Source organism: Streptomyces lothianensis (assembly GCF_047779955.1).
Classification (GTDB): Bacteria; Actinomycetota; Actinomycetes; order Streptomycetales; family Streptomycetaceae; genus Streptomyces.
In genome coordinates this window covers 38,887-60,416 of record NZ_JBLMKT010000072.1, presented here as the reverse complement: position 1 = coordinate 60,416, position 21,530 = coordinate 38,887, and the positions used below count along the sequence as shown (strand labels likewise).

Below are 21,530 nucleotides of genomic sequence, written 5' to 3'. Positions count from 1 at the left end.
AGTGGACACCGAAGACTTCCGGCTGCCCCGCTCACGCCGGGCCAACGAACGTCTGCACAGCCTGATCCCCGGCGGCGCCCACACCTACGCCAAGGGCGACGACCAGTACCCCGAAGACCTCGCGCCCGTCATCAGCCACGGCCGCGGTGCCCACGTCTGGGACATCGACGGCAACCGCTACATCGAATACGGCTCCGGGCTGCGCTCGGTCAGCCTCGGCCATGCCCACCCGCGAGTCACCGAGGCGGTACGCCGCGAGCTCGACCGCGGCAGCAACTTCGTCCGCCCCTCGGTCATCGAACTCGAAGCCGCGGAGCGCTTCCTGGCCACCGTCGAGACCGCCGAGATGGTGAAGTTCGCGAAGAACGGCTCGGACGCGACCACCGCCGCGGTCCGCCTCGCGCGCGCCGTCACCGGACGCCCGCGGGTGGCGCTCTGCGCCGACCAGCCGTTCTTCTCCACCGACGACTGGTTCATCACCACCACACCCATGTCCGCCGGAATTCCGCCCTCCGGCCTCACCGTCACCTTCCCGTACGGGGACCTCGCCGCCACCGAAGACCTGCTCGCCCGGCACGAGGGCGAGATCGCCTGCCTGATCCTCGAAGCCGCCACGCAGACCGAGCCGCCACCGGGCTATCTGGAAGCCCTGCGCGACCTCGCCCACCGGCACGGCTGCCTCCTCGTGCTCGACGAGATGATCACCGGCCTGCGCTGGTCCGAGGCGGGCGCCCAGGGCCTCTACGGGGTCGTCCCCGACCTCTCCACCTTCGGCAAGGCGCTCGGCAACGGCTTCGCGGTCTCCGCGCTCGCCGGACGACGCGAGCTGATGGAGCGGGGCGGGCTGCGCCACACCGAAGAGCGGGTGTTCCTCCTTTCCACCACGCACGGCGCGGAGACCCACGCGCTCGCCGCGGCGATGGCCGTGCAGTCCACCTATGCCGAGGAGGGCGTCACCGGGCAACTGCACGCCCTAGGCGAGCAGTTGGCGACCGGCGTCCGCGATGTGGCGGCGAGCACGGGTGTCGCCGAGCACGTGGTGGTACGGGGCAGGGCCAGCAACCTGGTCTTCGCGACCCTCGGCCCGGACGGCCGGCCCTCGCAGGAGTACCGCACCCTGTTCCTGCGCGAACTGCTCGCAGGCGGTGTACTCGCGCCGTCGTTCGTGGTCAGCAGCGCGCTCACCGAGCAGGACATCAGGCACACCGTGGACGTGGTGGGCCGTGCCTGTGCGGTGTACCGCAAGGCACTCGACGCCGAGGACCCCGGGCCGTGGCTCGGCGGACGCCCCGTCAAACCGGTGTTCCGGCGCACCGCGTGACCTCCGCGCCGCGTGCGGTCCGGTCCACCAGCCACCCGGTGCCCGGCACCACCACGAGCGCGGTGCACCAGCCGCCGAGCGCATCGGTCGGATAGTGCGCGCTGATGGCGACCTGGGCCCAGCCCATCGAGAGACCGGCGGCCAGGGACGCGGCCAGTACGAGCAGCGTCCCGGCCGTCCGGCCGAGCCCGAGCCGCCCGGCCAACAGGAGGGCCAGGACGAGGGCGAAGGCGGTGAGGAAGGCGGTGTGCCCGCTCGGATACGACAGATTGCCCTCGCCGTGAATCGTGCGTGCGACCAGGGGCTTGACCACGACCACCGTAGCCACGGTCGCACCCGTCGCGGCCACGACGAACACAGCCGCCCGAGGATCCCGCAGCAGCACAAGGCCCGCCACGGCGAGCGCCACCAGCGCGACCGCCCCGGCCGGATCCCCGAGAAAGTCCACACCGACGGCGACCCAGCGCCACGGCGGCCGTACCGCGTCCGCGGTCGGGGCAACGAACCAACGGTCCACCCGTCCTGGCGCACGATGGCCCGCGTACACCATCCCGACCACGGCGACGACGGCCGCCGCACACCCCGCGATCACCCCGAGCGCACCGCGCAGCCGCACGGGCAGCACGGCACGCTTCGGCCCACCGGCCAGACCATCCAACACACGAAACCCCCGGAGTGGGTGCGGGCCGGAACCTGCGCGCCCAGCCGACGAACCGGTCAGATGCACGTGATTGCACCCGATTGCGTACTTGCCTGCCACGATATCCAACTCGGTGCGCATTGCTGCGCGGTGAACCCAGCGCCGCGGTGCACCCCCTGGTGGCAGGCCGGGAGCCCACGCCCCGAGTGGCTCAGGTGGGGACCGATCGGCCCTGTGCGGGGCCTTCTGCGTCGGGCACCGTGGAGTGGTGGAACCGCCTGGCGCCACGGCGCCAGGGTGGTGTTCGCCCGATGTCGGGAGCGTGAGCGGTCATGATGTTCTGGTACGGCGACGGCATGAACGGGTGGGGCTGGTTCGCGATGTCGGCCGGCATGGTGCTGTTCTGGGTTCTTCTGATCATCGCGGTGGTGTTGCTCTTCCGCTCGCTCGACCGCGCCGCGGACCGGCCTGCGCGCCGGCCCGGCGGGTCGGGGGCGTCGGGCCCGGCGTCGGGCCCGGATACTTCCTCCGACTCCGACTCCGACTCCGCCCCCGCCTCTGCCCCGGCCGAGAAGATCCTGGGGGAGCGGCTCGCGCGCGGCGAGATCGACGGCGAGGAGTACCGCAAGCTCCTCGGCATTCTGCGGAACGGACTATCGTGAGACTCGCAGGCATGGGCGACCCGGACGGCTCCTACCAGCTTGTCGGCCCCAGGAGGCGGACCGCCCCGGTCCGGCGCCGGAAGGAAGAGCCGCCGCCCCGAGGAGCTGCCACCGCGATGGGCCTGCGGCCGTCCGTTCCCGCCGCGAGGAGAGGGCCATGACGGAGTCCGGATCACCACAGCACACGGATGCCGGTTCTCGGCCGTGAGCGGGTCGGCCAGGCCCCAGGCACCGCAGCCCGGACCCCTTCCGGGCGCCTTGGTGCTCGACACCGACGGCGTCCTCCTCGACTCCGCCGCGCTCCACGCCCGCGCGTGGAAGGAAGCCTTCGATCCGTGTCTCGCCGCCTGGTCCGAGGACGGCCGGAGCCAAGCCCCCTTCGACTCCGACGCCGAATACCGGCGGCACGTCGACGGCCGTCCCCGCCACGACGGCGCAGAGGCGTTCCTGACCTCCCGTGGGCTGCACCTTCCCTCCGGAACACCCGAGGACCCACCCGGCTGCGACACCGTCCGGGCGGTCGCCGCCCGCAAGGACCAGCTCTTCGGAGCACTCGTCGAAGACGGCGGTGTACCGGTGTACCCGGACACCGCGCCGGCCCTCGAAGCCCTGCGCCGCGCCGGTGTCGCCTGCGCCGCCGTGTCGGCCTCACGCCACGCCCGCCCCCTGTTGCAGGCGCGGGGACTCGACCGGCTGCTCGCCGCGGTCGTGGACGGTACGGACGCCGCCCGGCTCCGGCTCCCCGGCAAGCCCGACCCGGCCCTCTTCCTGCACGCTGCCGGCCTCCTCGGCGCCCGCCCCGACGACACCGCCGTCGTCGAGGACGCCGAGGCAGGCGTCCGTGCCGCACGCCGCGGTGGCTTCGCCCTCGTCCTGGGCCTCGACCGCACACCGGACGGCCGCGCCGCGCCCCGCCTCCGCGAACAAGGCGCCGACCTGGTCCTCTCCGACCTGATCACCGTGGTCCGCCGGGTCTGGGGGGTGCGTGTATGAGGTCGGGCCCGAGCTGGAGCTGGCGGTACGACGGGTACGTCCCCGGGCGCGAGCGGCTGCTCGAATCGCTCTGCACGCTCGGCAACGGCCGCTTCGCCACCCGCGGCAGCGCCCCCGAGTGCACGGCCGACGCCACTCACTATCCGGGCACCTATCTCGCCGGCTGCTACGACCGGCGCACCTCCGCCGTGGCGGGCGTCCAGGTGACCAACGAGGACCTCGTCAACCTGCCGAACTGGACGCTGCTGCGCTACCGCTGCCTGCCCGACGACCGCCCGCCCGGCGACTGGCTCACCCCCGACTCCACCGAGTTGCACCACCATGACGTGCACCTCGACCTGCGTACGGGAGTGCTCACCCGGACCCTGTACTTCCGGCTCGGCGAAGGGCGCAGTCTGCGGGTGAGCCACGTCCGGCTGGTGCACATGGCCGACCCGCGCCTCGCCGCCCAGTGCACCACCCTGCGTGTCTACGGCTGGACCGGGGCCGTCGAAGTGCGGTCCGTCCTCGACGGCGCGGTGACCAACGCCGGTGTCGAGCGTTACCGCAACCTGGAGGGACACCACCTGACCCGGCACCGGACCGGGTTCGCCCCCGGCGGTGTCGCCTGGCTCTCCTGCCGTACGGCCGAATCGGACATCCGGATCGCACTGGCTGTCCGTACGGCCACCGAACCGGCGTTCGCCGCCGACGAGAGCTCCACGCAGTCCACGACCGCACAGTCCACGATCGTTCAGACCTACCGCCTTCCGGTCGAACCGCGCCGCTCCGTCCGCATCGTGAAGACGCTGGCCCTGCACGCCTCCACCGACAGGCCCGAAGCCGATCCGCTGACCACCGCCCTGGACTCCATCGCGCAGGCGGGACCGTTCCCGGTGCTGCGGGCGGCACACGAGGCGGCCTGGCAACGCCTGTGGCAGCAGGGTGAGTTGTACGTGCCGGGGGCCGTCGGCAACATCCTGCGGCTGCACCTCTTCCATGTGCTGCAGACGCTGTCCCCGCACACTGCCGCGCTCGACGTGGGCGTACCGGCCCGTGGGCTGCACGGCGAGGCGTACCGGGGCCATGTCTTCTGGGACGAGTTGTTCGTCCTGCCCTACCTCGGTCTCCACTTCCCCGAGGTGGCCAAATCCCTGCTCCTGTACCGGAGCCGACGTCTGCCCGCCGCCCGCGAGGCGGCCCGGCGCAGCGGTCACAGCGGCGCCATGTACCCGTGGCAGAGCGCGAGTTCGGGCCGGGAGGAGACCCAGGAGCGGCACCTCAACCCCCGCTCCGGTCGCTGGCTGCCCGACCATTCACGGCTCCAGCACCATGTGGGCACCGCGGTCGCGTACAACGTATGGAAGTACGCGCAGGCTTCCGGCGACCGGGAGTTCCTGCACTCCGCGGGAGCCGAGATGCTCCTCGAGATCGCCCGCTTCTGGGCCGGAGCCGCTGTCTTCGACCGCACCCTCGGCCGCTACCGGATCCGCGGAGTCGTCGGACCGGACGAGTACCACGACGCCTATCCGGACGCCGCGGAGCCCGGCATCGACGACAACGCCTACACCAACGTGTCCGCTGCCTGGGTCCTGGCCCGCGGCCTCGACCTGCTCGGCGACCTGCCCGCGGCCCGGCGGGCCGAACTGGGTGAGCGCCTTTCGCTGACCGACCGGGAACTCTCCCGGTGGGAGGAGGTCTCCAGACGCCTCCACGTGCCGTTCCACCGGGGCGTGGTGAGCCAGTTCGAGGGCTACGGAGACCTCCAGGAGCTCGACTGGGAGGCGTACCGGGCGCGATACGACGACATCCGGCGCCTCGACCGGATCCTGGAGGCCGAGGGCGACACGGTCAACCGGTACCAGGCGTCCAAGCAGGCCGACGTCCTGATGCTCGGCTACCTCTTCCGGCCTGCCGAACTGCGCGACCTGTTCGGCAGGCTCGGCTACCGCCTCGACGACGAGATCTGGCGCGCCACCGTCTCGTACCATCTGCGGCGCACCAGCCACGGCTCCACCCTCAGCAGCCTCGTCCACGGCTGGGTACTGGCCCGGTTGCAAGGCCCCGAGGCCTGGCACCACTGCGAGCAGGCGCTGCTCTCCGACGTCGCCGACATCCAGGGCGGAACGACCGGTGAGGGGATCCACCTGGGCGCCATGGCAGGCACCGTCGACCTGGTAGAGCGCGGGATCACGGGCCTGGAGGCCGGTCCCGACGGACTGTGGGTCACCCCGGTGCCGCTGACGGAGATCCCCCGCTCCACCTTCACCCTGCGCCTCCTCGGCCACCGCGGAGTCCGCGTCCGCATGCTGCCGGGCCGCCTGTCCGTGCGCGTGCCCGCGTCCGCGAGGGACGCCCTGACCGTCGTGCTGCCGGAGGAACGGCGGTATGCGGTGGAGCCGGGGCAGGAGCGCTGGTTCCGGCTGTGAGCCGGGCGGCGGGCTCCGCGCCCGCCTGCTCCATCGCGGGATTCGGCACCGCACGGCTCATCCGTACGGCCTTCAGAGGACCGGTTCACAAGGAGCGGACCATGCTTCGGCGCTATCGTTGAAGCGGGCGACCGGACGCGGTGGGCGCGGCCGAACCCGCCGGAGGTCTCGATTGAACCCGCCGGAGAATGCGATGGGGCAAGCCGACATCGGCGGCCCCGGTGACGGGCGGCTGCCGAAGCTGAAGCTCGACGAGCTGCTCGAGGAACTCCAGATCCGCATCGCTGAAGTCCGCGGCACGCGCGACCGGCTCAACGGGCTCCTCGAAGCCGTCATGTCCGTCGGCCGGGCGCTCGACCTTCCACAGGTGCTGCGGGAGGTCGTGGAGGCGGCGGTCGCTCTCGTCGACGCCGAGTACGGTGCCCTGGGGGTCGTCGGTGAGGACGGGAAGCTCTCCGAGTTCGTCCCGATCGGCATCGACGACGATGTACGAGCGCGGATCGGCGATCTGCCCTCGGGCCGCGGCCTGCTGGGCGAACTGATCCGCAATCCGCGGCCGCTGCGGCTGGAAGAGCTGTCGGAGCACCCCGCGTCACACGGTTTCCCGCCCCATCACCCGCCGATGCACTCCTTCCTCGGAGTACCGATCCGGGTCCGGGACGAGGTGTTCGGCAACCTCTACCTCACCGAGAAGCGGGGTGGAGCGGCTTTCGACGCCGAGGACGAGGCCATGGTGACGACGCTGGCCGTCGCGGCCGGCATCGCCGTGGAGAACGCGCGGCTGTACGAGGAGAGCCGACGCCGTCAGCTGTGGCTGACCGCCAGCTCCGACCTCACCAGCGCCCTGCTGTCCGGCACACCCGAGGCCGAGGTGCTCGACGGCCTCCTCGAGAGGGCCGTGGACATCCTGGACGCGGACCTGGGCGCCTTCTACCTGGTCGGAGCGCAGCAGGAGCTGCGCGGTTCGCTGGCACGCGGTGTCGGTGCCGAGCGGCATCGCGGTGTCGTACTGCCGAGTACCGAGGGCACTCTGGCAGCGGAGGCGCTCCGTGAGGACGGTCTGGTGGCCGTGGTCGATGTGGAAGGGGACGAGCGGTTCACGGTCCAGCCCGAGCGATGGCGGGGCTTCGGTCCGGCGGTGGCCGTCACGGTCGGTACCAAGGAGCGTCTGACCGGTGTACTGACCCTCGCCAGAACCCGCGGACGCGCTCCGTTCACCCGCGTCGAGAGCGACGAGCTGCCCGCCTTCGCGGCCCAGGCCGCCCTGGCCCTCGAACTGGCCGAGCGAAGGCGGGACGCCGAGCAGGTCAGCCAGCTGGAGGACCGGGACCGGATCGCCCGGGACCTGCACGACCTGGCGATCCAGCGCCTGTTCGCCACCGGCATGACGTTGCAGAGCGCCCGGCGGTTCGTCGAGCATCCGGAGGCGACGGCCCGCCTGACCCGTGCCATCGACGAACTGGACGCCACGATCAAGATCATTCGCTCGACCATCTTCGGCCTGCGGGAGCACGCGTCCCCCGCGGAGGCGGCGAAGCTGCGGAGCCGGATCGTCAAGGCGGTGGACGCTGTCGCGCCGACGCTCGGATTCGCGCCCTCGCTCCGGATGGAGGGTCTGCTCGACACGGATGTGCCGGCCGACGTGCGCGAGGAGGTCACCGCGGTCGTCGGCGAGGCGCTCAGCAACGTCGCCCGGCACGCCCGCGCCCACCGGGCGGACGTGGCGGTCGTCGCCGACGACGGAGTCCTGACGGTGACGGTCGGCGACGACGGAGTGGGCATCGCGGCGGAAGGCACTCGGAGCGGACTGCGGAACCTGACCGAGCGCGCCGAACGCCTGGGAGGATCCCTGTCGGTCGGCGGCCTGGCGGCACCGGCCCATGGCACGGTGCTGGAGTGGCGTGTTCCGCTGCGGCCCGATGTGACGTGAAGACCTGTCCGGCCGACGGGCGCCGTGGCCCGCGTGGCCCGCGTGGCCCGCGTGGCCCGTCGGTCCGCCGGTCTGTCGGTCCGCCGGACTCGTCGCGTCCCGTCGGTCCGCCGGACTCGGCAGCGGCCCGCTACGCGACTCGGCAGCCGGACGCTACGCGTCGGGTGCCACTCGCCGCCCGCTGATGCGGACCGGAGTAAGCGTCATCCAATGGGTGCGCGGGCCGCCGGCCCAAGGCTCGGAGCGGGCCGCGGAGCGTAGGTGACGGATCCGGTCCGGGTCGGTGACCGCCTGCAGCGCGCCGACGACCAGCACACTCCAGCCCGTGGCGGTCACGTCGTCGATGCTGTCGATCTCGAACGCCACCTCCGTGCCCACGGCCTTCGTGGCGACCGTGTCCGCGCCGGTGCGGAAGGCGATGTCGCCGCCCGCCACGAAATAGTTCACGGGAAACACCGCGGGCCCCTCCGCGGTGAAGGTGGCCAGGCGCCCCACGCCGTACGTGTCGAGCAGCCGTCGGCATTCGGCTTCGCTCAGCGGTACGAGCGCGCTGTCGCGCCGGGCCGGGGCCCGGCCGGGGACGCGGTCGGTGCCGGCGCCGGACAGGGCGTCGACCGTGATGCCGAGAGCGTCGGACAGCCGCACGAGCGTTCCGATGGCAGGGCGCGCCGCATGCTCCTCGACGTAGGCGATGTAGTTGCTGTCGGCGCCGCAGCGCCGGGCCAGCTCCTCACGGCTCAGCCCGAGCGCTTCACGGCGGGCGGCCACCCGGCGGCCGAGGTCGGTGCGTCCGGCATTCCCGCCGGTCGTGGTCCCGCCGCCGGTCGTGGTCCCGTCGCCGTCCACGGCCGTCTCGCCGGACGGGTGTGGTGCGGAAGACGGCGTCCTCTTCATGGCGCTCACTCCCTTCACAGTGCTCACTGCCCCTGCGGCGGCACGGCCAGGGTGTCGTGCGGCGGACTGCCGAGCACGACCTTGAGCGCGCCGGTGTCGCCGGCTCGGGAGAAGACGTCGTAGGCCTCCTCCATCTGGTCCAGTTCGAAGCTGTGCGTGACCAGCTCGGCTCCGGGCAGGCGGCCCGCGGCCAGCTGGCGCAGCAGCATGGGTGTGGAGTACGTGTCGACGAGTCCTGTCGTGATGGTGACATCCTTGATCCACAGGTCCTCGAGGTGGAGGAGGGAGGGCTTGCCGTGCACGCCGACGTTCGCCACCCGGCCGCCCGGCCGGACCACGCGCGTGCACATCTCGAACGCCTCGGGCACACCGACGGCCTCGATGACCACGTCCGCCCCGAGCCCGTCGGTGAGGTCCGCGACCAGGTTCTCGGGCTCCTCCCGCGCACCGACGGTGGCGTCGGCGCCGAGCTCACGTGCGGCGGCCAGACGGGTCTCGGCGAGGTCGACGGCGATGATCCGTGAGGGGCTGTAGAGCCGCGCCGTGGCGACGGTGGCGAGGCCGATGGGTCCCGCGCCGACCACGACGACCGTGTCGCCCGGGCGCACGTTGCCGTTCAGCACGCCGACCTCGTACGCGGTCGGGAAGATGTCGGCCAGCAGCACGGCGGCGTGGTCGGACAGGGAGTTGGGCAGCGGGTGGACGGACAGGTCGGCGAAGGGAACGCGGACGTATTCGGCCTGGGTCCCGTCGATGGTGTGGCCCAGCACCCAGCCACCGCCACCGCGGCACTGGCCGTAGTGCCCCTCTCGGCAGAAGCGGCAGCGGCCGCAGGCGGAGATACAGGAGATCAGGGCGCGGTCGCCGGGTCGGACGGTGCGGACATCGCCACCTGTCTCGACGACGGTGCCGAGGGCCTCGTGGCCGAGCACCCGGCCGGGGGAGACATCGGGTACGTCACCCCTGACGATGTGCAGATCGGTGCCGCAGACGGTGACGGCGTCGACGCGGACGATCACGTCGCCGGCGTCCTTGATCGATGGGTCCGGGACCTCCTGCCAGGAGATCTTCCCGGGCTCCTGGAAGACGAGTGCCTTCATGGCGCGTCCTTCTTTCCGGTCCTGGTGGTGCGGGACACCATCAGGCTCGGGCAGCGCGCCGCCGGCGCGCTTGGGCCGGTCGGTCCCCACCTGGTACCGGACAGCACCCCCCGGCAGCGGGCAGCGGGCGGCGGTGGGAACCTGGGACGAGACCACGTACCCGGCGGCGCATACCAACCGCCGAGTCCGGCGGCCGGCATCGACCGCCGTGTGAGGAGGGCCGTCATGATCACCACTCCGGCACCGCGGATGGCCCAGGTCCTCTCGGCCGGTCACCGGGACGAGCTGATGGCCGTCGCGCGGCAGGTGAGCTTCCCGAAGGGCACCCGCCTGTTCAACGAGGGCGGCAGAGCCGATCGCTTCTGGGTGCTCAGGTCCGGAACGGTCGCCCTCGACCAGAGCGTCCCCGGGCGCCGGGCGGCGGTGATCGAGACACTCGGCGTCGATGAACTCATCGGCTGGTCCTGGCTGTTGTCGCCCCATGTGTGGCACCTGGGCGCCACGGCGGCGAGCCCGGTGCACGCGTGGGAGTTCGATGCGGAGACGGTCCGGAAGATGTGCCGGGACGACACGGCGCTGGCGGAGGAGATCACCCGCTGGGTCGGACAGGTCCTCGCCCACCGACTGCACGCCACCCGCACCCGCCTGCTCGATCTGTACGCGCCCTACGGAAGCGGGACGTCCGTCTGAGACCAAGGGGCCGGACGGCCGTGGAACCGGGCGCATACGAGCGAGGAAGAACCCATCCGCTTCTCGCGGATCCTGATTGCGTGGTGCACGGGTTGTGATCCCGCTTCTCCGCGTCCTCACGGGCCCTTCCTCATATCCAGGAGAACACTTTCCGCCCTCCTGCACCAGTCCGGCCTGCCATGAGATTCGGTCGGGCAGACAGGTGGTGCCCGGACGGTCACGTCGGCGGGGTCGGCCGGTCCCCGACTCCGACGGGCCGACCGGCCCCGGGCGGTTGACCCTCTCGGCACTGGGAGCGGCGCGCCGGCGGCCGCACGGTGAAAGAACGAGACGGACCACCGGGCGAGGCCCGGCGTTCAGGGAAGGTGAGGACCATGCAGCAGACCCGGGTCAGCCCCCGCCCCAGGCCGCCGCGCCGGCCCCGCCCGCTTGACCTGCGCTCCCCGTCCGGCCGCCCCCTCCGCTCCTGAGCCGGCCGGCACCGCCATGAATCGTACGGGCGAGACCACGGGACGATGCCGGGTCCGCACATCCGAGGTGCGGCTGTGGACCGAGAACCGCAGCACGGCGGGCGATGCACTGCCCCGGCATCCGAGGACCGCCCTCGCGCCGGTGGCCGCCCTGCGTACCCGTCGCCCGGTGCGGACCGTTCAGGTTTCCGAGGCCTTCCTCTGACCGCGGAACCCGAGCCGAGCCCACGACCTGCGCATGCACCGTCCATGCGCAGCCATGGCAGGACCCGCGGGAGGAGAGCAGCTGGGGGAGATCCTGCACCACGCCCGGTCGGCTTGATCGGCGAGGCCGACCTCGCCCGGCATCTGCAGGAGACGACGGTGGGCCACATCGTCGAGGAGATCTGCGCCCGAGCACGCGACAGAGGAGGTTGAGCACGAGACAGAGGAGCTTGAGCACGAGACAGAGGGGAGCCAGCCGCATCCGACGGCCGGTTCCCACCTCGGCACACAACCGGAGGAGACATGACGCCCATCGGACAACGGCCGGTCGTCTTCGGTGTCGACAGTGCACAACAGGACGCGGCGCTGCATTGGGCGCTCGACGAGGCCGCACGGCGCGGCGCACCGCTCCACCTGGTCCACGCAGGACCAACCGATGCCCCCACAACACCATCCGATCCGATGCGAGGCGAGTCGAGGAGCAGACCATGAACGGGAGCGAGAGGTTCTCGGCAGGAGCAGAGCCGCGCCGCACGGCCCTGGGCCGGACGTCGAGGCCCGGTGAAACACAGGGCGACCAACTGACGCGCTACATCGCAGCGGTGGCCTCGGTGTCCGCGAAGCATGTTGCCGTTCCCCCGCCGCCCGCCCAGGCAGCCGAGCCCATGCAGGCCGCCCCGGCGGAATCCGCCGCGGCGCCCGCGGAGCCCGCCGCGGGCACCTCGGAGACCGGCGGGGGCCCGCAGCCTCTGCTGGTCCGCGAGGTCATGGACGTCCCGGCCGCGTCCGTGCCCGAAGACATGCCGTTCCTCGACATCGCCCGGACACTCGCCCGGGATCACATCGGCTGCCTGCCGGTGGTGGACGCAGAGGACCATGTGCTCGGCGTAGTGTCCGAGTCCGACCTGCTGGCCAAGGCGGCCATCGAGGCATCCGGCCACCACCCCGGAGTGCTCGCACGGTTGCGGGAGCGGCGGCTCCACGACAAGGCCCGAGGCGAGACCGCCGAAAGCCTGATGACGTCCCCTGCGGTCACGGTCTTCCCCCGGCAGACGGTCGCGCAAGCCGCATGGCTGGTGTGCCTCTCCCGGCTCAAGCGCCTTCCGGTCACGGACCACTTTGGGCGCCTGGTCGGAGTGGTGCACAGGAACGCGCTGCTCGCAGCCCTGATACGGGACGACGCCCAGATCCGCGAGGAGATCGTCACCAAGATCCTCACCGCGTACTTCCCGGCAGACCGCGACACCGTGAAGGTCACCGTGCGCAACGGTGTGGTCGAACTTGACGGAAAGATGCGGCAGTCCGACGTCCCGTTGCTCCTGGCACGTATCAAGGACATCGACGACGTGACCGAGGTGCGCTACCACCTCGCAGGAGCCTGAGGGCGCGCGGGACGAGCGCGAGCCGACGCCCTTCGTATGCGGCTGGTCGACCCGTGTGCGGCTGGTCGACCGGATTCAGGGCGCGTGCGGCCGAACCGGCGGCACGGCGGGACCCATACCGTCTGAATGCTCCCGCACTGCGGTCCGTGGCGGGCGGGGACCGGGTCGCCCCGGACCGGTGACGAGGGCCCATGCGTCGATGTCCTGATAGCGCCGCGGGCCCGAGTGGCCTCTTACCGTGCTGCCGACCAGATGGAGGCGTTCGGCCTGCCAAGGACGTCCGGTGAACCCGTCGAGGCGGGCGGCCGCCGCGGTGACGGAGGCCTTGTCGTTCCGGCGGGCACGGGCCAGCGTGAGGTGGGGACGCAGCGGACGTTCGGCGAAGGCTACGTCGCAGTCCCTGACCCTCACCCGTACCGCATCGGCCAGCGCGTGCAGCCGGTCGAGATCACCCTCGACGCCGCTCCACAGCACTCGCTCGTCGAAGTGCCCGCCCCCGAACAGTGCCAGTTCGGGAGCGGGGTGAGCGGCCGCCAGGTCGGCGAGGGGGGCACGGAGCCGCTGCACGGCCTGCACCGGCAGTTCGCCCAGGAAGGCCAGCGTGATGTGCCAGTCCTCGATGCGGTTCCAGCGCAGACCGGGATACGCGGAGCAGACCGGGCGCAGCGCATGCGCCAGCTCGTGCTTTGCGTCGTCGGGCGGCGCGAGGGCGATGAACACGTGCTGGGTGGCGGTCTGCGGCGCTTCGGTCACGGGTGTCTTCCTACCTCATGCGTCCGCAGGTTCCGCGCGTGCGTGGACACTGCCGCCACCGGTGATCACTCCCCGGTGCCCTCGTGCCCTCGTGCCCTCGTGCCCTCGTGCCCTCGTGCCCGCAGGCCCCGCGGACGCAGCGGAGCCGCCGGGCAGCCGATTCGAGACCCTAGAAGAACCCGAGCCTGTCCGGGCTGTACGACACCAGGACGTTCTTCGTCTGCTGGTAGTGGTCCAGCATCATCTTGTGGTTCTCCCGGCCGATCCCGGACTGCTTGTAGCCGCCGAAGGCCGCGTGCGCCGGGTACGCGTGGTAGTTGTTCACCCATACCCGGCCCGCCTGGATGGAACGGCCCGCGCGGTAGGCGGTGTTGCTGTCGCGGGTCCACACGCCCGCGCCGAGGCCGTACAGTGTGTCGTTGGCGATGCTGATGGCCTCGTCGTAGTCGCCGAAGGGCGTGACCGAGACGACCGGGCCGAAGATCTCCTCCTGGAAGATCCGCATCCGGTTGTCGCCCTCGAAGACGGTGGGCTGGACGTAGTAGCCGCCCGCCATGTCGCCGTCGTACTCGATGCGCTGACCGCCCGTCAGGACCTTCGCGCCCTCGCGCCGGCCGATGTCCAGATAGGAGAGGATCTTCTCCAGCTGATCGTTGGAGGCCTGGGCACCGATCATCGTGTCCGTGTCGAGCGGGTGCCCGGTCCTGATCTGCTCGGTGCGGGCGAGGGCCGCGTCCAGGAACTCGCTGTAGTGGCCGCGCTGGATGAGCGCGCGCGAGGGGCAGGTGCAGACCTCGCCCTGGTTGAGCGCGAACATCGTGAAACCTTCCAGTGCCTTGTCGCGGAAGGCGTCGTCGATCGCGAAGACATCGTCGAAGAAGATGTTCGGTGACTTCCCGCCCAGCTCCAGCGTGACCGGTTTGATGTTCTCGGAGGCGTACTGCATGATCAGCCGCCCCGTCGTGGTCTCGCCGGTGAAGGCGACCTTGGCGACGCGCGGGCTGGAGGCCAGGGGCTTTCCGGCCTCGGCGCCGAAGCCGTTGACGATGTTGAGGACACCCGGCGGCAGGAGATCGGCGATGAACGAGAGCCAGTAGTGGACGGAGGCCGGGGTCTGCTCGGCCGGCTTGAGGACGACCGCGTTGCCCGCCGCGAGCGCCGGGGCGAGCTTCCAGACGGCCATCAGGATCGGGAAGTTCCAGGGGATGATCTGCCCCACGACGCCCAGCGGCTCGTGGAAGTGGTAGGCGATGGTGTCGTCGTCGATCTCGCTGAGCGAGCCCTCCTGCGCACGGATCGCCCCGGCGAAGTAGCGCAGATGGTCGACGGCGAGGGGGATGTCGGCGGCCAGTGTCTCGCGTACCGGCTTGCCGTTCTCCCAGGACTCGGCGACGGCGAGCCTCTCCAGGTTCTGCTCGGTCCGGTCGGCGATCCTGCCCAGGAGGTTGGCGCGTTCGGTGGTGGAGGTGCGGCCCCACGCGGGTGCCGCGGCGTGCGCGGCGTCGAGGGCGCGCTCGACGTCCTCGGCGGTGCCCCGCGCAACCTCGGTGAAGGGTTGTCCGTTGACCGGGCTGGGGTTCTCGAAGTACTGGCCGCGGGCGGGTTTCACGTACTCCCCGCCGATGAAGTGCTCGTAGCGCGCTGCGTAGTCGACGATCGAGCCCTCGCTGCCCGGTGCGGCATAACGGGTCATCTCGGTGGCCTCCCGGTTGCCGGCCGCCCGCGGTCGGGCGGCACTGCCGGGGAGACTAGGGGCCGGGAGGTTGCAACCACGTTGCGGCGGACCGCTCCTGGCCGAGCGCCTGCACCTCGGCCCGGGCGCGCGCCCGCGCCGCCGCGGATCCCGTCCGCGCCAGCGCCTGCCAGATGTCGAGGTCCTCGCCGCCCCAGGGGCTGCGCACCCAGTCGGTCAGCAGCTGCGGATCCGCCCGCTCCACCAGCGCGGCGCGCAGCCCGCGATCGAGGCGTTCGCGCAGCCGTACGATCTCGGGGGCGCCGGACGCAGGCAGCAGCGGGCCGTCGTACGCGCCCATCGCACCGGACACGGCGCCCGCGGCGAGCCTGCGCTCCACCAGCAGGAAGTCCGCCTCGACCGGGGCGGCCAGGCGGTACGGCCTGGAGCGCAGCAGTTCGGGGCCCAGGACGCTGCGCAGCCGGGAGAGCTCCGCGCGCAGTGTGACGGGGGACATGCACTCCTCCTCGTACAGCGAGAGCAGTAGCTGGTCGCCGGTGCGGCCCTCCGGATGGCGGGCCAGGAGCACCAGGAGCTCGCTGTGCCGGCGGCTCAGCCGGATCTTGCGGCCGGAGGCCACCAGGAGTGCCTCGTCACGGCCGAGGGCGTGCAGGTGGAGTGCTTCGGCCTGCTGCCGTGCGTGTTCCAGGGCGAGCTGGGACTCGGCGGTGCGGGCGACCGCCTGCACGAAGGCGAGGCTGTGCGGATGGGCCAGCGGATCGCCGCCGGTGATGTCGACGGCGCCGAGCAGCCGGCCGGTGCGCGGATCGTGGACGGGCGCGGCGGCACAGGTCCACGGCTGTACGGGCCGGCTGAAGTGCTCGGCCGCGAAGACCTGCACAGGACGGTCCACTGCGACCGCCGTGCCCGGCGCGTTGGTGCCCATCGAGGACTCGGCCCAGCGGGCGCCCGGCACGAAGTTCATCCGCCCGGCCCGCCGGCGGGTCAGGCTGTGGCCCTCGACCCAGAGCAGCCGGCCGCGTGCGTCGCAGACGGCCAGGAGGTGCTCACCGTCCGCGGCATACGTGGACACCAGCTCCCGCAGCAGCGGCATCACCCTGGCCAGCGGGTGCTCCGCCCGGTACGCCGCCAGGTCCCCTTCGCTCAGTTCCACTTCGGCCGTGCACTCGGGGCTCACTCGTGCGCGCAGCGAACGCCGCCAGGAGTCCGCCACCACCGGGCGCACCGGGTGCTGCACCGTCCCGGCGTTCGTGAACGCCGCATGCGCACGCCGTACGGCGCGTGTGCGCTCGGCCGGGTCGGCGCCCGGCTCCAGGGCCACCCAGGGATCGCTCAACTCGGCCTCCACGGTGTACCGGTCCGCCTGCCGCCATCCTCGCTCCGGGCGGGCGGTCCGACAACAGGCCGCGGGCGGCGGACCCGACGGGAATCAGCGGGGGCCGGGCGACGGCACCTTTCGCACCAGCCGCATGTACCGGTCCCAGTCCCACAGCGGACCGGGATCCGTGTGCGTGGCGCCCGGCACCTCGTTGTGCCCGATGATGTGCTCACGGTCGACCGGGATTTCGTGGACCGCGCACAGATGCGCGGTCAGCGCCGCGGAGGACTCGTACAGCGCGTCCGTGAACCACTCCGGCTCATCCACCCAGCCCTCGTGCTCGATGCCGATGCTGCGCTCGTTGTACGCCCAGCTGCCCGCGTGCCAGGCGATGTCCCGGTCCCGTACGGACTGCGCCACACGGCCGTCCGCGGAGCGCACCAGATAGTGCGCGGACACGTCCTGGAGCGGGTTCTGGAAGATCCCGAGCGTACCGAAGTACGTCGTCTGCGTGACATGGATGACCACATGCGTGACCGGGTGCGAGGCGGGGCGGTCGGCGCCCGTCCGGTTGGTTCTGCTCGCGGGCACCCAGTCCGCGCCCGGATAGTCGGCGCGCGGTATCGGGCGTGCCGAGGTGGTGCCGCCGGCGAGCAGCGCGGTGGGCAGGGCGAGCGCGGCGCCCTGAAGCAGGCGCCGCCGCCCGGGCAGGGCGCGGGCCGGGTCCGTGGTCACTCCTGGCTCCTGTCGTCGAACTCCGTTGCGCCGCACTATGTCAGCGCGCCGGAGCCGCGAGCGAGGCCGGGTCGTCGAGGACCGCCCGCACCACCGAATGCGCGGCACCGAGCAGCGGGCCCTGTGAGCCGAGCCGCGAGACCGTGACCGAGCCGCCCTGCGGGCGTGCGGGATCCGCCGTGCGGCGGGCGAGTTCGCGCTCCAGGGACGGCAGGAGCCACGGCGAGAGACGGGACAGGGCGCCGCCGAGGACCACGGTCTGCGGGTCGAGCAGATTGACCGCTCCGGAGAGCGCGATCCCGAGCGCCGAACCCGCCCCGCGCAGCGCCCGCCGGGCCTGTTTGTCACCGTCCTCGGCGCGGGCCGCGAGCAGGCCGATGCCCTGTTCGCCCGGGGGGATCCCGGCCGCGCGCAGCACCGCCTCCTCGCCCGCGTACTGCTCCAGGCAGCCCCGCCCCCCGCACGGGCAGACAGGCCCCTCCGGACGCACCGGCACATGGCCCAGCTCACCCGCGAACCCGTGCGTGCCGCGCAGCAACCGGCCGCCGACCACGACCGCGGCGCCGATGCCGATCTCCGCCGAGACGTGCACGAAGTCGAGCGGCGCGGGATCGCCGCCGATCCACAGCTCGGCGAGCGCACCGAGATTCGCCTCGTTGTCGACGCTCAGCGGCAGCCCGTCGAGCAGGAACGGGCCGAGATCCAGCTCGCTCCAGCCCAGGTTGGGGGCGCGCACCACGCTGTACGAATCACGGGCGACCAGACCCGGCACGGCCACCGCGAGACCCGCCGGGCGCAGGCCCGCGCCACGGCTGGTCGCGGTGACCTCCCGTACGAGACGGGCGAGTTCCTTGAGCACCGGCTCCGGCGGGCGGCCCCGGTTGTCGCTCTCCAGCGTGGCCCGGGCACGCACCTTGCCGTGCAGGTCGACCGCGCAGACCGCGAGATGGTCGACGCCGATCTCCGCGCCGATCCCTACCGGACCGCGCTCGCCCACGGTCAGCGCGCTTCCGGGGCGGCCCACGGTGCCGGGGCGTTCCGGCCCGAGTTCGACGAGGAGTTCCGCCCGTATCAGCTCGTCCACCAGCGTGGACACCGCGGCCCGGGTCAGCCCGACCCGGCTCGCGACGGCGGCGCGCGAGAGGGGGCCGTGCGCGGTGATGGCCTGGAGTACCAGGGAGAGATTGCGGCGGCGGATGCCCTGCTGCGTATGGGGCAGGAACGCCGGATCGCCGAAGCCGCCGCTGCCGGGGAGCTCAGGGGTCATGGTGGGGCTCCTCAGGAGGTGTGACGTGGGTCGGGGGACGTGGGTGCGGGGGAGCCGGGCGAGGTGGGGGAGGCCGGTCTGCCGGCCGAGGCAGAGGGGCGGGGCGAGGTGCGGGCGGCAGGTGCGCCGGGCAAGGCAGGCGTACGTGGTACAGGTCCCGGATCCGAACCGGCGCCCCGCGGCTCCACCGCCGTCAACAGTGGCCGCGCGGCGCCCAGCACGTCCGCGATCCGCGCGAGCGTCTCCTCGTCCCGTACGACCGGATCGAGCACCGGACCCGCGGACGTGCCCCAGCGCCGGGCCACCGCCGCCGGATCCTCGCCGGTCAGCAGTCCTGCGGCCTGGGCGGCGGCGCCCAGCGCCACGTGCTCGGCGGCCCGCGGGACCTGGACGGCCCGGCCGCTGAGCCGCCGCACCGTCTCCTGCCAGGCTCGGCCCCGCGCCCCGCCGCCGATCAGGAGCAGGGGATCGGCGGCGGGTTCGCCGTCCACGGCGAGCACCAGGTCGAGCGCCTGCAGCAGCGCGAACACCGCACCGTCGTACGCTGCCTGGAGCAGCTGGCCGCCTGTGGTCTCGTGCCGCAGTCCGTGCAACAGGCCGCAGGCGCCCGGCAGATCGGGTGTGCGCTCGCCGTCGAGGAAGGGCAGCACCGTGGCCGTACCTCCGGGCTCGACGGCCTCGCGGTCCAGGCCCAGGAGCGCGGCGATCCGGTCCACGGCGAGCGTGCAGTTGAGGGTGCAGGCGAGCGGCAGCCAGTCGCCGCGGGCATCCGCGAACCCCGCGACCGTACCGCTCGGATCGGCGGGCCTTCGGCGCGCGACCGCGTACACCGTGCCCGAGGTGCCCAGGCTCAGCACCGGCGCGCCGGGCCGCAGACCGAGCCCGAGCGCGGCAGCCGCGTTGTCACCGGTGCCCGCACCGACCAACACGCCCCGGGAGAAGGGGAGATCCCGCAGTTCCCGGGTCGTCCCGGCCACCTCGCCGGGCGCCACGACGCGGGGGAGGAGCGAGGGGTCGAGCCCAGCCAGGCCGAGGATCTCCGTGTCGTAGGCCTGCGTGGACGCCGCCCACCATCCGGTGCCGGAGGCGTCCCCGCGGTCGGTGGTGCCCTCGCCGGTGAGGCGGCCCGTGAGGTAGTCGTGCGGCAGTCGCACCGCCGCCGTCGCGGCCGCCGACTCCGGCTCGTGCTCGGCCAGCCATGCCCACTTGGCCACCGTGAACGCCGCGCCGGGGACGCTGCCGATCCGCTCCGCCCAGACCTTCGGGCCACCGAACGCCTCGACGAGCCGCCGTGCCTGTGGTGCCGAGCGCACGTCGTTCCACAGCAGCGCCGGGCGCACCGGCCGCCCCCGGGCGTCGAGCGTCACCAGGCCGTGCTGCTGACCGGCCACCGACACCGCGGCCGCTTCGCGCGCCGCGGGGCCGCAGGCGGCGACGGCGGTGCACAGGGCCTGCCACCACTGCTCCGGATCGCTCTCGCGGGCCGCGCCCTCGAAGACGCTGTGCGGCGCTTGGCCGCTCGCGACCACCGTGCCGGTGCCGGCATCGACGACCACGGCTTTCGTCGACTGCGTGGAACTGTCCACGCCGACGACCAGCGGACCTTCGGCTGCTGTCATGACGGTCTCCGTCCGGGAGGCGGGGTGGCGGTCCATGGTCCGGCGAATCCCCGGGGGTTTCCAGGAGCGCCCCCGGATACTAATTTGTCAATCGGCATGACGAAATAGCGGCGACGGCCGAAGTGACAAAGCCGTGACCCAAAGCTGTGGGGCTGCCGTCACCACGACAGCGCGACGGCCGTCACCACGACCGTGCGGACCGAAGGAGCAGAGGCGATGACGTATCAGCCGGTACGCGAGGACAGGTTCAGCTTCGGTCTGTGGACCGTGGGCTGGCAGGGAAAGGACCCCTTCGGCGATCCGACCAGGGCCGCGCTCGACCCGGTCGAGGCCGTGGAGCGCCTGGCCGGGCTCGGGGCGTACGGCATCACCTTCCACGACGACGACCTGATCCCGTTCGGCGCCGGCCGGGCCGAGCGCGAAGCGGCCGTGAAGCGCTTCCGGCGGGCGCTCGACGCCACCGGGCTCACCGTGCCGATGGCCACCACGAACCTGTTCACCCACCCGGTCTTCAAGGACGGCGGCTTCACCGCCAACGACCGCGACGTGCGCCGCTACGCGCTGCGCAAGACCCTCCGCAACATCGACCTCGCCGCCGAACTCGGCGCCGAGGTCTATGTCGCCTGGGGCGGCCGCGAAGGAGCCGAGTCCGGCGGTGCGAAGGACATCCGCGCCGCGCTCGACCGGATGAAGGAGGCCTTCGACCTGCTCGGCGAGTACGTCACCGAGCAGGGCTACGACCTGCGCTTCGCCATCGAACCCAAGCCCAACGAACCCCGCGGCGACATCCTGCTGCCCACGGTCGGCCACGCCCTCGCGTTCATCGAACGCCTGGAGCGGCCCGAGCTGTACGGAGTCAACCCGGAGGTCGGCCATGAACAGATGGCCGGGCTCAACTATCCGCACGCCATCGCCCAGGCCATCTGGTCCGGCAAGCTGTTCCATCTCGACCTCAACGGCCAGAGCGGCATCAAGTACGACCAGGACCTGCGCTTCGGTGCCGGTGACGTGCGCCAGGCGTTCTGGCTCGTCGACCTCCTCGAGACCGCCGGCTACGAGGGCCCGCGGCACTTCGATTTCAAACCGCCGCGCACCGAGGACTACGCGGGCGTCTGGGCCTCCGCACAGGGCTGTATGCGCAACTACCTGATCCTGCGCGAGCGCACGGCTGCCTTCCGCGCCGACCCCGACGTACAGCAGGCCCTCCTCGACGCCCGCCTCGACCAGCTCGCCGTGCCCACCGCCGGGGACGGCCTGGCCGCTCTGCTCGCGGACCGCACCGCCTTCGAGGACTTCGACGTGGACGCCGCCGCGGCGCGGGGCATGGCCTTCGAACGCCTCGACCAGCTGGCCATGGACCATCTGCTGGGGGTACGGGCCTGACCTCCTCCGGGCGGCCGGGACGGGCGCCCGGAGATCAGGCGCCGATGTCCCGGCCGCCCGGCGCGAGG

The 21,530-nt window shown here is 72.3% G+C and carries 18 protein-coding genes; 9 read left to right on the top strand and 9 right to left on the bottom strand.

Annotated elements, in window-relative coordinates; translation table 11 throughout:
* Window position 1 precedes the first annotated feature (1 nt).
* Entirely contained in the window at window positions 2-1,321 is a 1,320-nt protein-coding gene (locus ACLF6P_RS24980; protein WP_415953128.1) for a glutamate-1-semialdehyde 2,1-aminomutase, read from the top strand.
* Here the strand turns inward: ACLF6P_RS24980 and ACLF6P_RS24975 are convergent.
* Window positions 1,293-1,982: a phosphatase PAP2 family protein gene (locus tag ACLF6P_RS24975; protein WP_415953126.1), complete on the bottom strand. Its 690-nt coding sequence runs from the start codon at window positions 1,980-1,982 to the stop codon at window positions 1,293-1,295. The genes ACLF6P_RS24980 and ACLF6P_RS24975 overlap by 29 nt on opposite strands.
* A gap of 311 nt (window positions 1,983-2,293) precedes the next feature.
* On the opposite strand from ACLF6P_RS24975, the gene ACLF6P_RS24970 reads away from it, so the two are divergent.
* The 4 genes from ACLF6P_RS24970 (at window position 2,294) to ACLF6P_RS24955 (ending at window position 7,954) form a co-directional block, all read left to right on the top strand.
* A complete protein-coding gene (locus ACLF6P_RS24970; protein ID WP_415953125.1) occupies window positions 2,294-2,623 on the top strand; it encodes an SHOCT domain-containing protein in 330 nt (109 codons plus the stop codon).
* A gap of 258 nt (window positions 2,624-2,881) precedes the next feature.
* The gene (locus ACLF6P_RS24965; protein WP_415953306.1) at window positions 2,882-3,616 is read left to right on the top strand and encodes an HAD family hydrolase; all 735 of its coding nucleotides are present in this window, start codon (window positions 2,882-2,884) and stop codon (window positions 3,614-3,616) included.
* Window positions 3,613-6,024 carry a glycoside hydrolase family 65 protein gene (locus ACLF6P_RS24960; RefSeq protein WP_415953123.1) on the top strand — a complete coding sequence of 804 codons (2,412 nt, stop codon included), beginning with the start codon at window positions 3,613-3,615 and terminating at the stop codon, window positions 6,022-6,024. The genes ACLF6P_RS24965 and ACLF6P_RS24960 overlap by 4 nt, the downstream gene beginning before the upstream one ends.
* A 193-nt stretch (window positions 6,025-6,217) precedes the next feature.
* Window positions 6,218-7,954: a sensor histidine kinase gene (locus tag ACLF6P_RS24955; RefSeq protein ID WP_415953121.1), complete on the top strand. Its 1,737-nt coding sequence runs from the start codon at window positions 6,218-6,220 to the stop codon at window positions 7,952-7,954.
* 153 nt (window positions 7,955-8,107) lie between these two features.
* Here ACLF6P_RS24955 and ACLF6P_RS24950 read toward each other — a convergent pair whose 3' ends face one another.
* Together ACLF6P_RS24950 and ACLF6P_RS24945 are read right to left on the bottom strand one after the other, a co-directional pair.
* Complete coding sequence (locus ACLF6P_RS24950; RefSeq protein ID WP_415953120.1) at window positions 8,108-8,848, bottom strand: helix-turn-helix domain-containing protein; 741 nt, start codon at window positions 8,846-8,848, stop codon at window positions 8,108-8,110.
* A 23-nt stretch (window positions 8,849-8,871) separates the two neighbouring features.
* Entirely contained in the window at window positions 8,872-9,948 is a 1,077-nt protein-coding gene (locus ACLF6P_RS24945; RefSeq protein WP_415953118.1) for a zinc-dependent alcohol dehydrogenase family protein, read from the bottom strand.
* A gap of 225 nt (window positions 9,949-10,173) precedes the next feature.
* Between ACLF6P_RS24945 and ACLF6P_RS24940 the strand changes: the two genes are divergently transcribed.
* The 3 genes from ACLF6P_RS24940 (at window position 10,174) to ACLF6P_RS24930 (ending at window position 12,694) form a co-directional block, all read left to right on the top strand.
* A complete protein-coding gene (locus ACLF6P_RS24940) occupies window positions 10,174-10,638 on the top strand; it encodes a Crp/Fnr family transcriptional regulator (RefSeq protein WP_415953116.1) in 465 nt (154 codons plus the stop codon).
* A gap of 977 nt (window positions 10,639-11,615) precedes the next feature.
* On the top strand, window positions 11,616-11,804 hold the full coding sequence (locus ACLF6P_RS24935) for a universal stress protein (protein ID WP_415953114.1): 189 nt from the start codon (window positions 11,616-11,618) through the stop codon (window positions 11,802-11,804).
* Window positions 11,801-12,694, top strand: coding sequence for a CBS domain-containing protein (locus ACLF6P_RS24930; RefSeq protein ID WP_415953112.1), 894 nt, complete (start codon window positions 11,801-11,803; stop codon window positions 12,692-12,694). Before ACLF6P_RS24935 ends, ACLF6P_RS24930 begins: the two co-directional genes overlap by 4 nt.
* A gap of 75 nt (window positions 12,695-12,769) precedes the next feature.
* On the opposite strand, the gene thpR is transcribed toward ACLF6P_RS24930, so the two are convergent.
* The 6 genes from thpR to xylB all read right to left on the bottom strand — a co-directional run bounded on the left by thpR (window position 12,770) and on the right by xylB (window position 20,079).
* On the bottom strand, window positions 12,770-13,447 hold the full coding sequence (thpR, locus tag ACLF6P_RS24925; protein ID WP_415953110.1) for an RNA 2',3'-cyclic phosphodiesterase: 678 nt from the start codon (window positions 13,445-13,447) through the stop codon (window positions 12,770-12,772).
* A gap of 169 nt (window positions 13,448-13,616) precedes the next feature.
* Window positions 13,617-15,140: an acetaldehyde dehydrogenase ExaC gene (exaC, locus tag ACLF6P_RS24920; RefSeq protein WP_415953108.1), complete on the bottom strand. Its 1,524-nt coding sequence runs from the start codon at window positions 15,138-15,140 to the stop codon at window positions 13,617-13,619.
* A gap of 55 nt (window positions 15,141-15,195) precedes the next feature.
* A complete protein-coding gene (locus ACLF6P_RS24915) occupies window positions 15,196-16,476 on the bottom strand; it encodes a GAF domain-containing protein (protein ID WP_415953106.1) in 1,281 nt (426 codons plus the stop codon).
* Between the two features lie 93 nt (window positions 16,477-16,569).
* On the bottom strand, window positions 16,570-17,193 hold the full coding sequence (locus ACLF6P_RS24910) for an N-acetylmuramoyl-L-alanine amidase (protein WP_415953105.1): 624 nt from the start codon (window positions 17,191-17,193) through the stop codon (window positions 16,570-16,572).
* 40 nt (window positions 17,194-17,233) lie between these two features.
* On the bottom strand, window positions 17,234-18,460 hold the full coding sequence (locus tag ACLF6P_RS24905; protein ID WP_415953103.1) for an ROK family transcriptional regulator: 1,227 nt from the start codon (window positions 18,458-18,460) through the stop codon (window positions 17,234-17,236).
* Between the two features lie 11 nt (window positions 18,461-18,471).
* A complete protein-coding gene (gene xylB / locus ACLF6P_RS24900; protein WP_415953101.1) occupies window positions 18,472-20,079 on the bottom strand; it encodes a xylulokinase in 1,608 nt (535 codons plus the stop codon).
* A gap of 216 nt (window positions 20,080-20,295) precedes the next feature.
* Between xylB and xylA the strand changes: the two genes are divergently transcribed.
* Window positions 20,296-21,462 (top strand): xylose isomerase, encoded by a 1,167-nt coding sequence (gene xylA, locus ACLF6P_RS24895; protein ID WP_415953099.1) that lies wholly within the window; start codon window positions 20,296-20,298, stop codon window positions 21,460-21,462.
* Window positions 21,463-21,530: the final 68 nt, after the last annotated feature.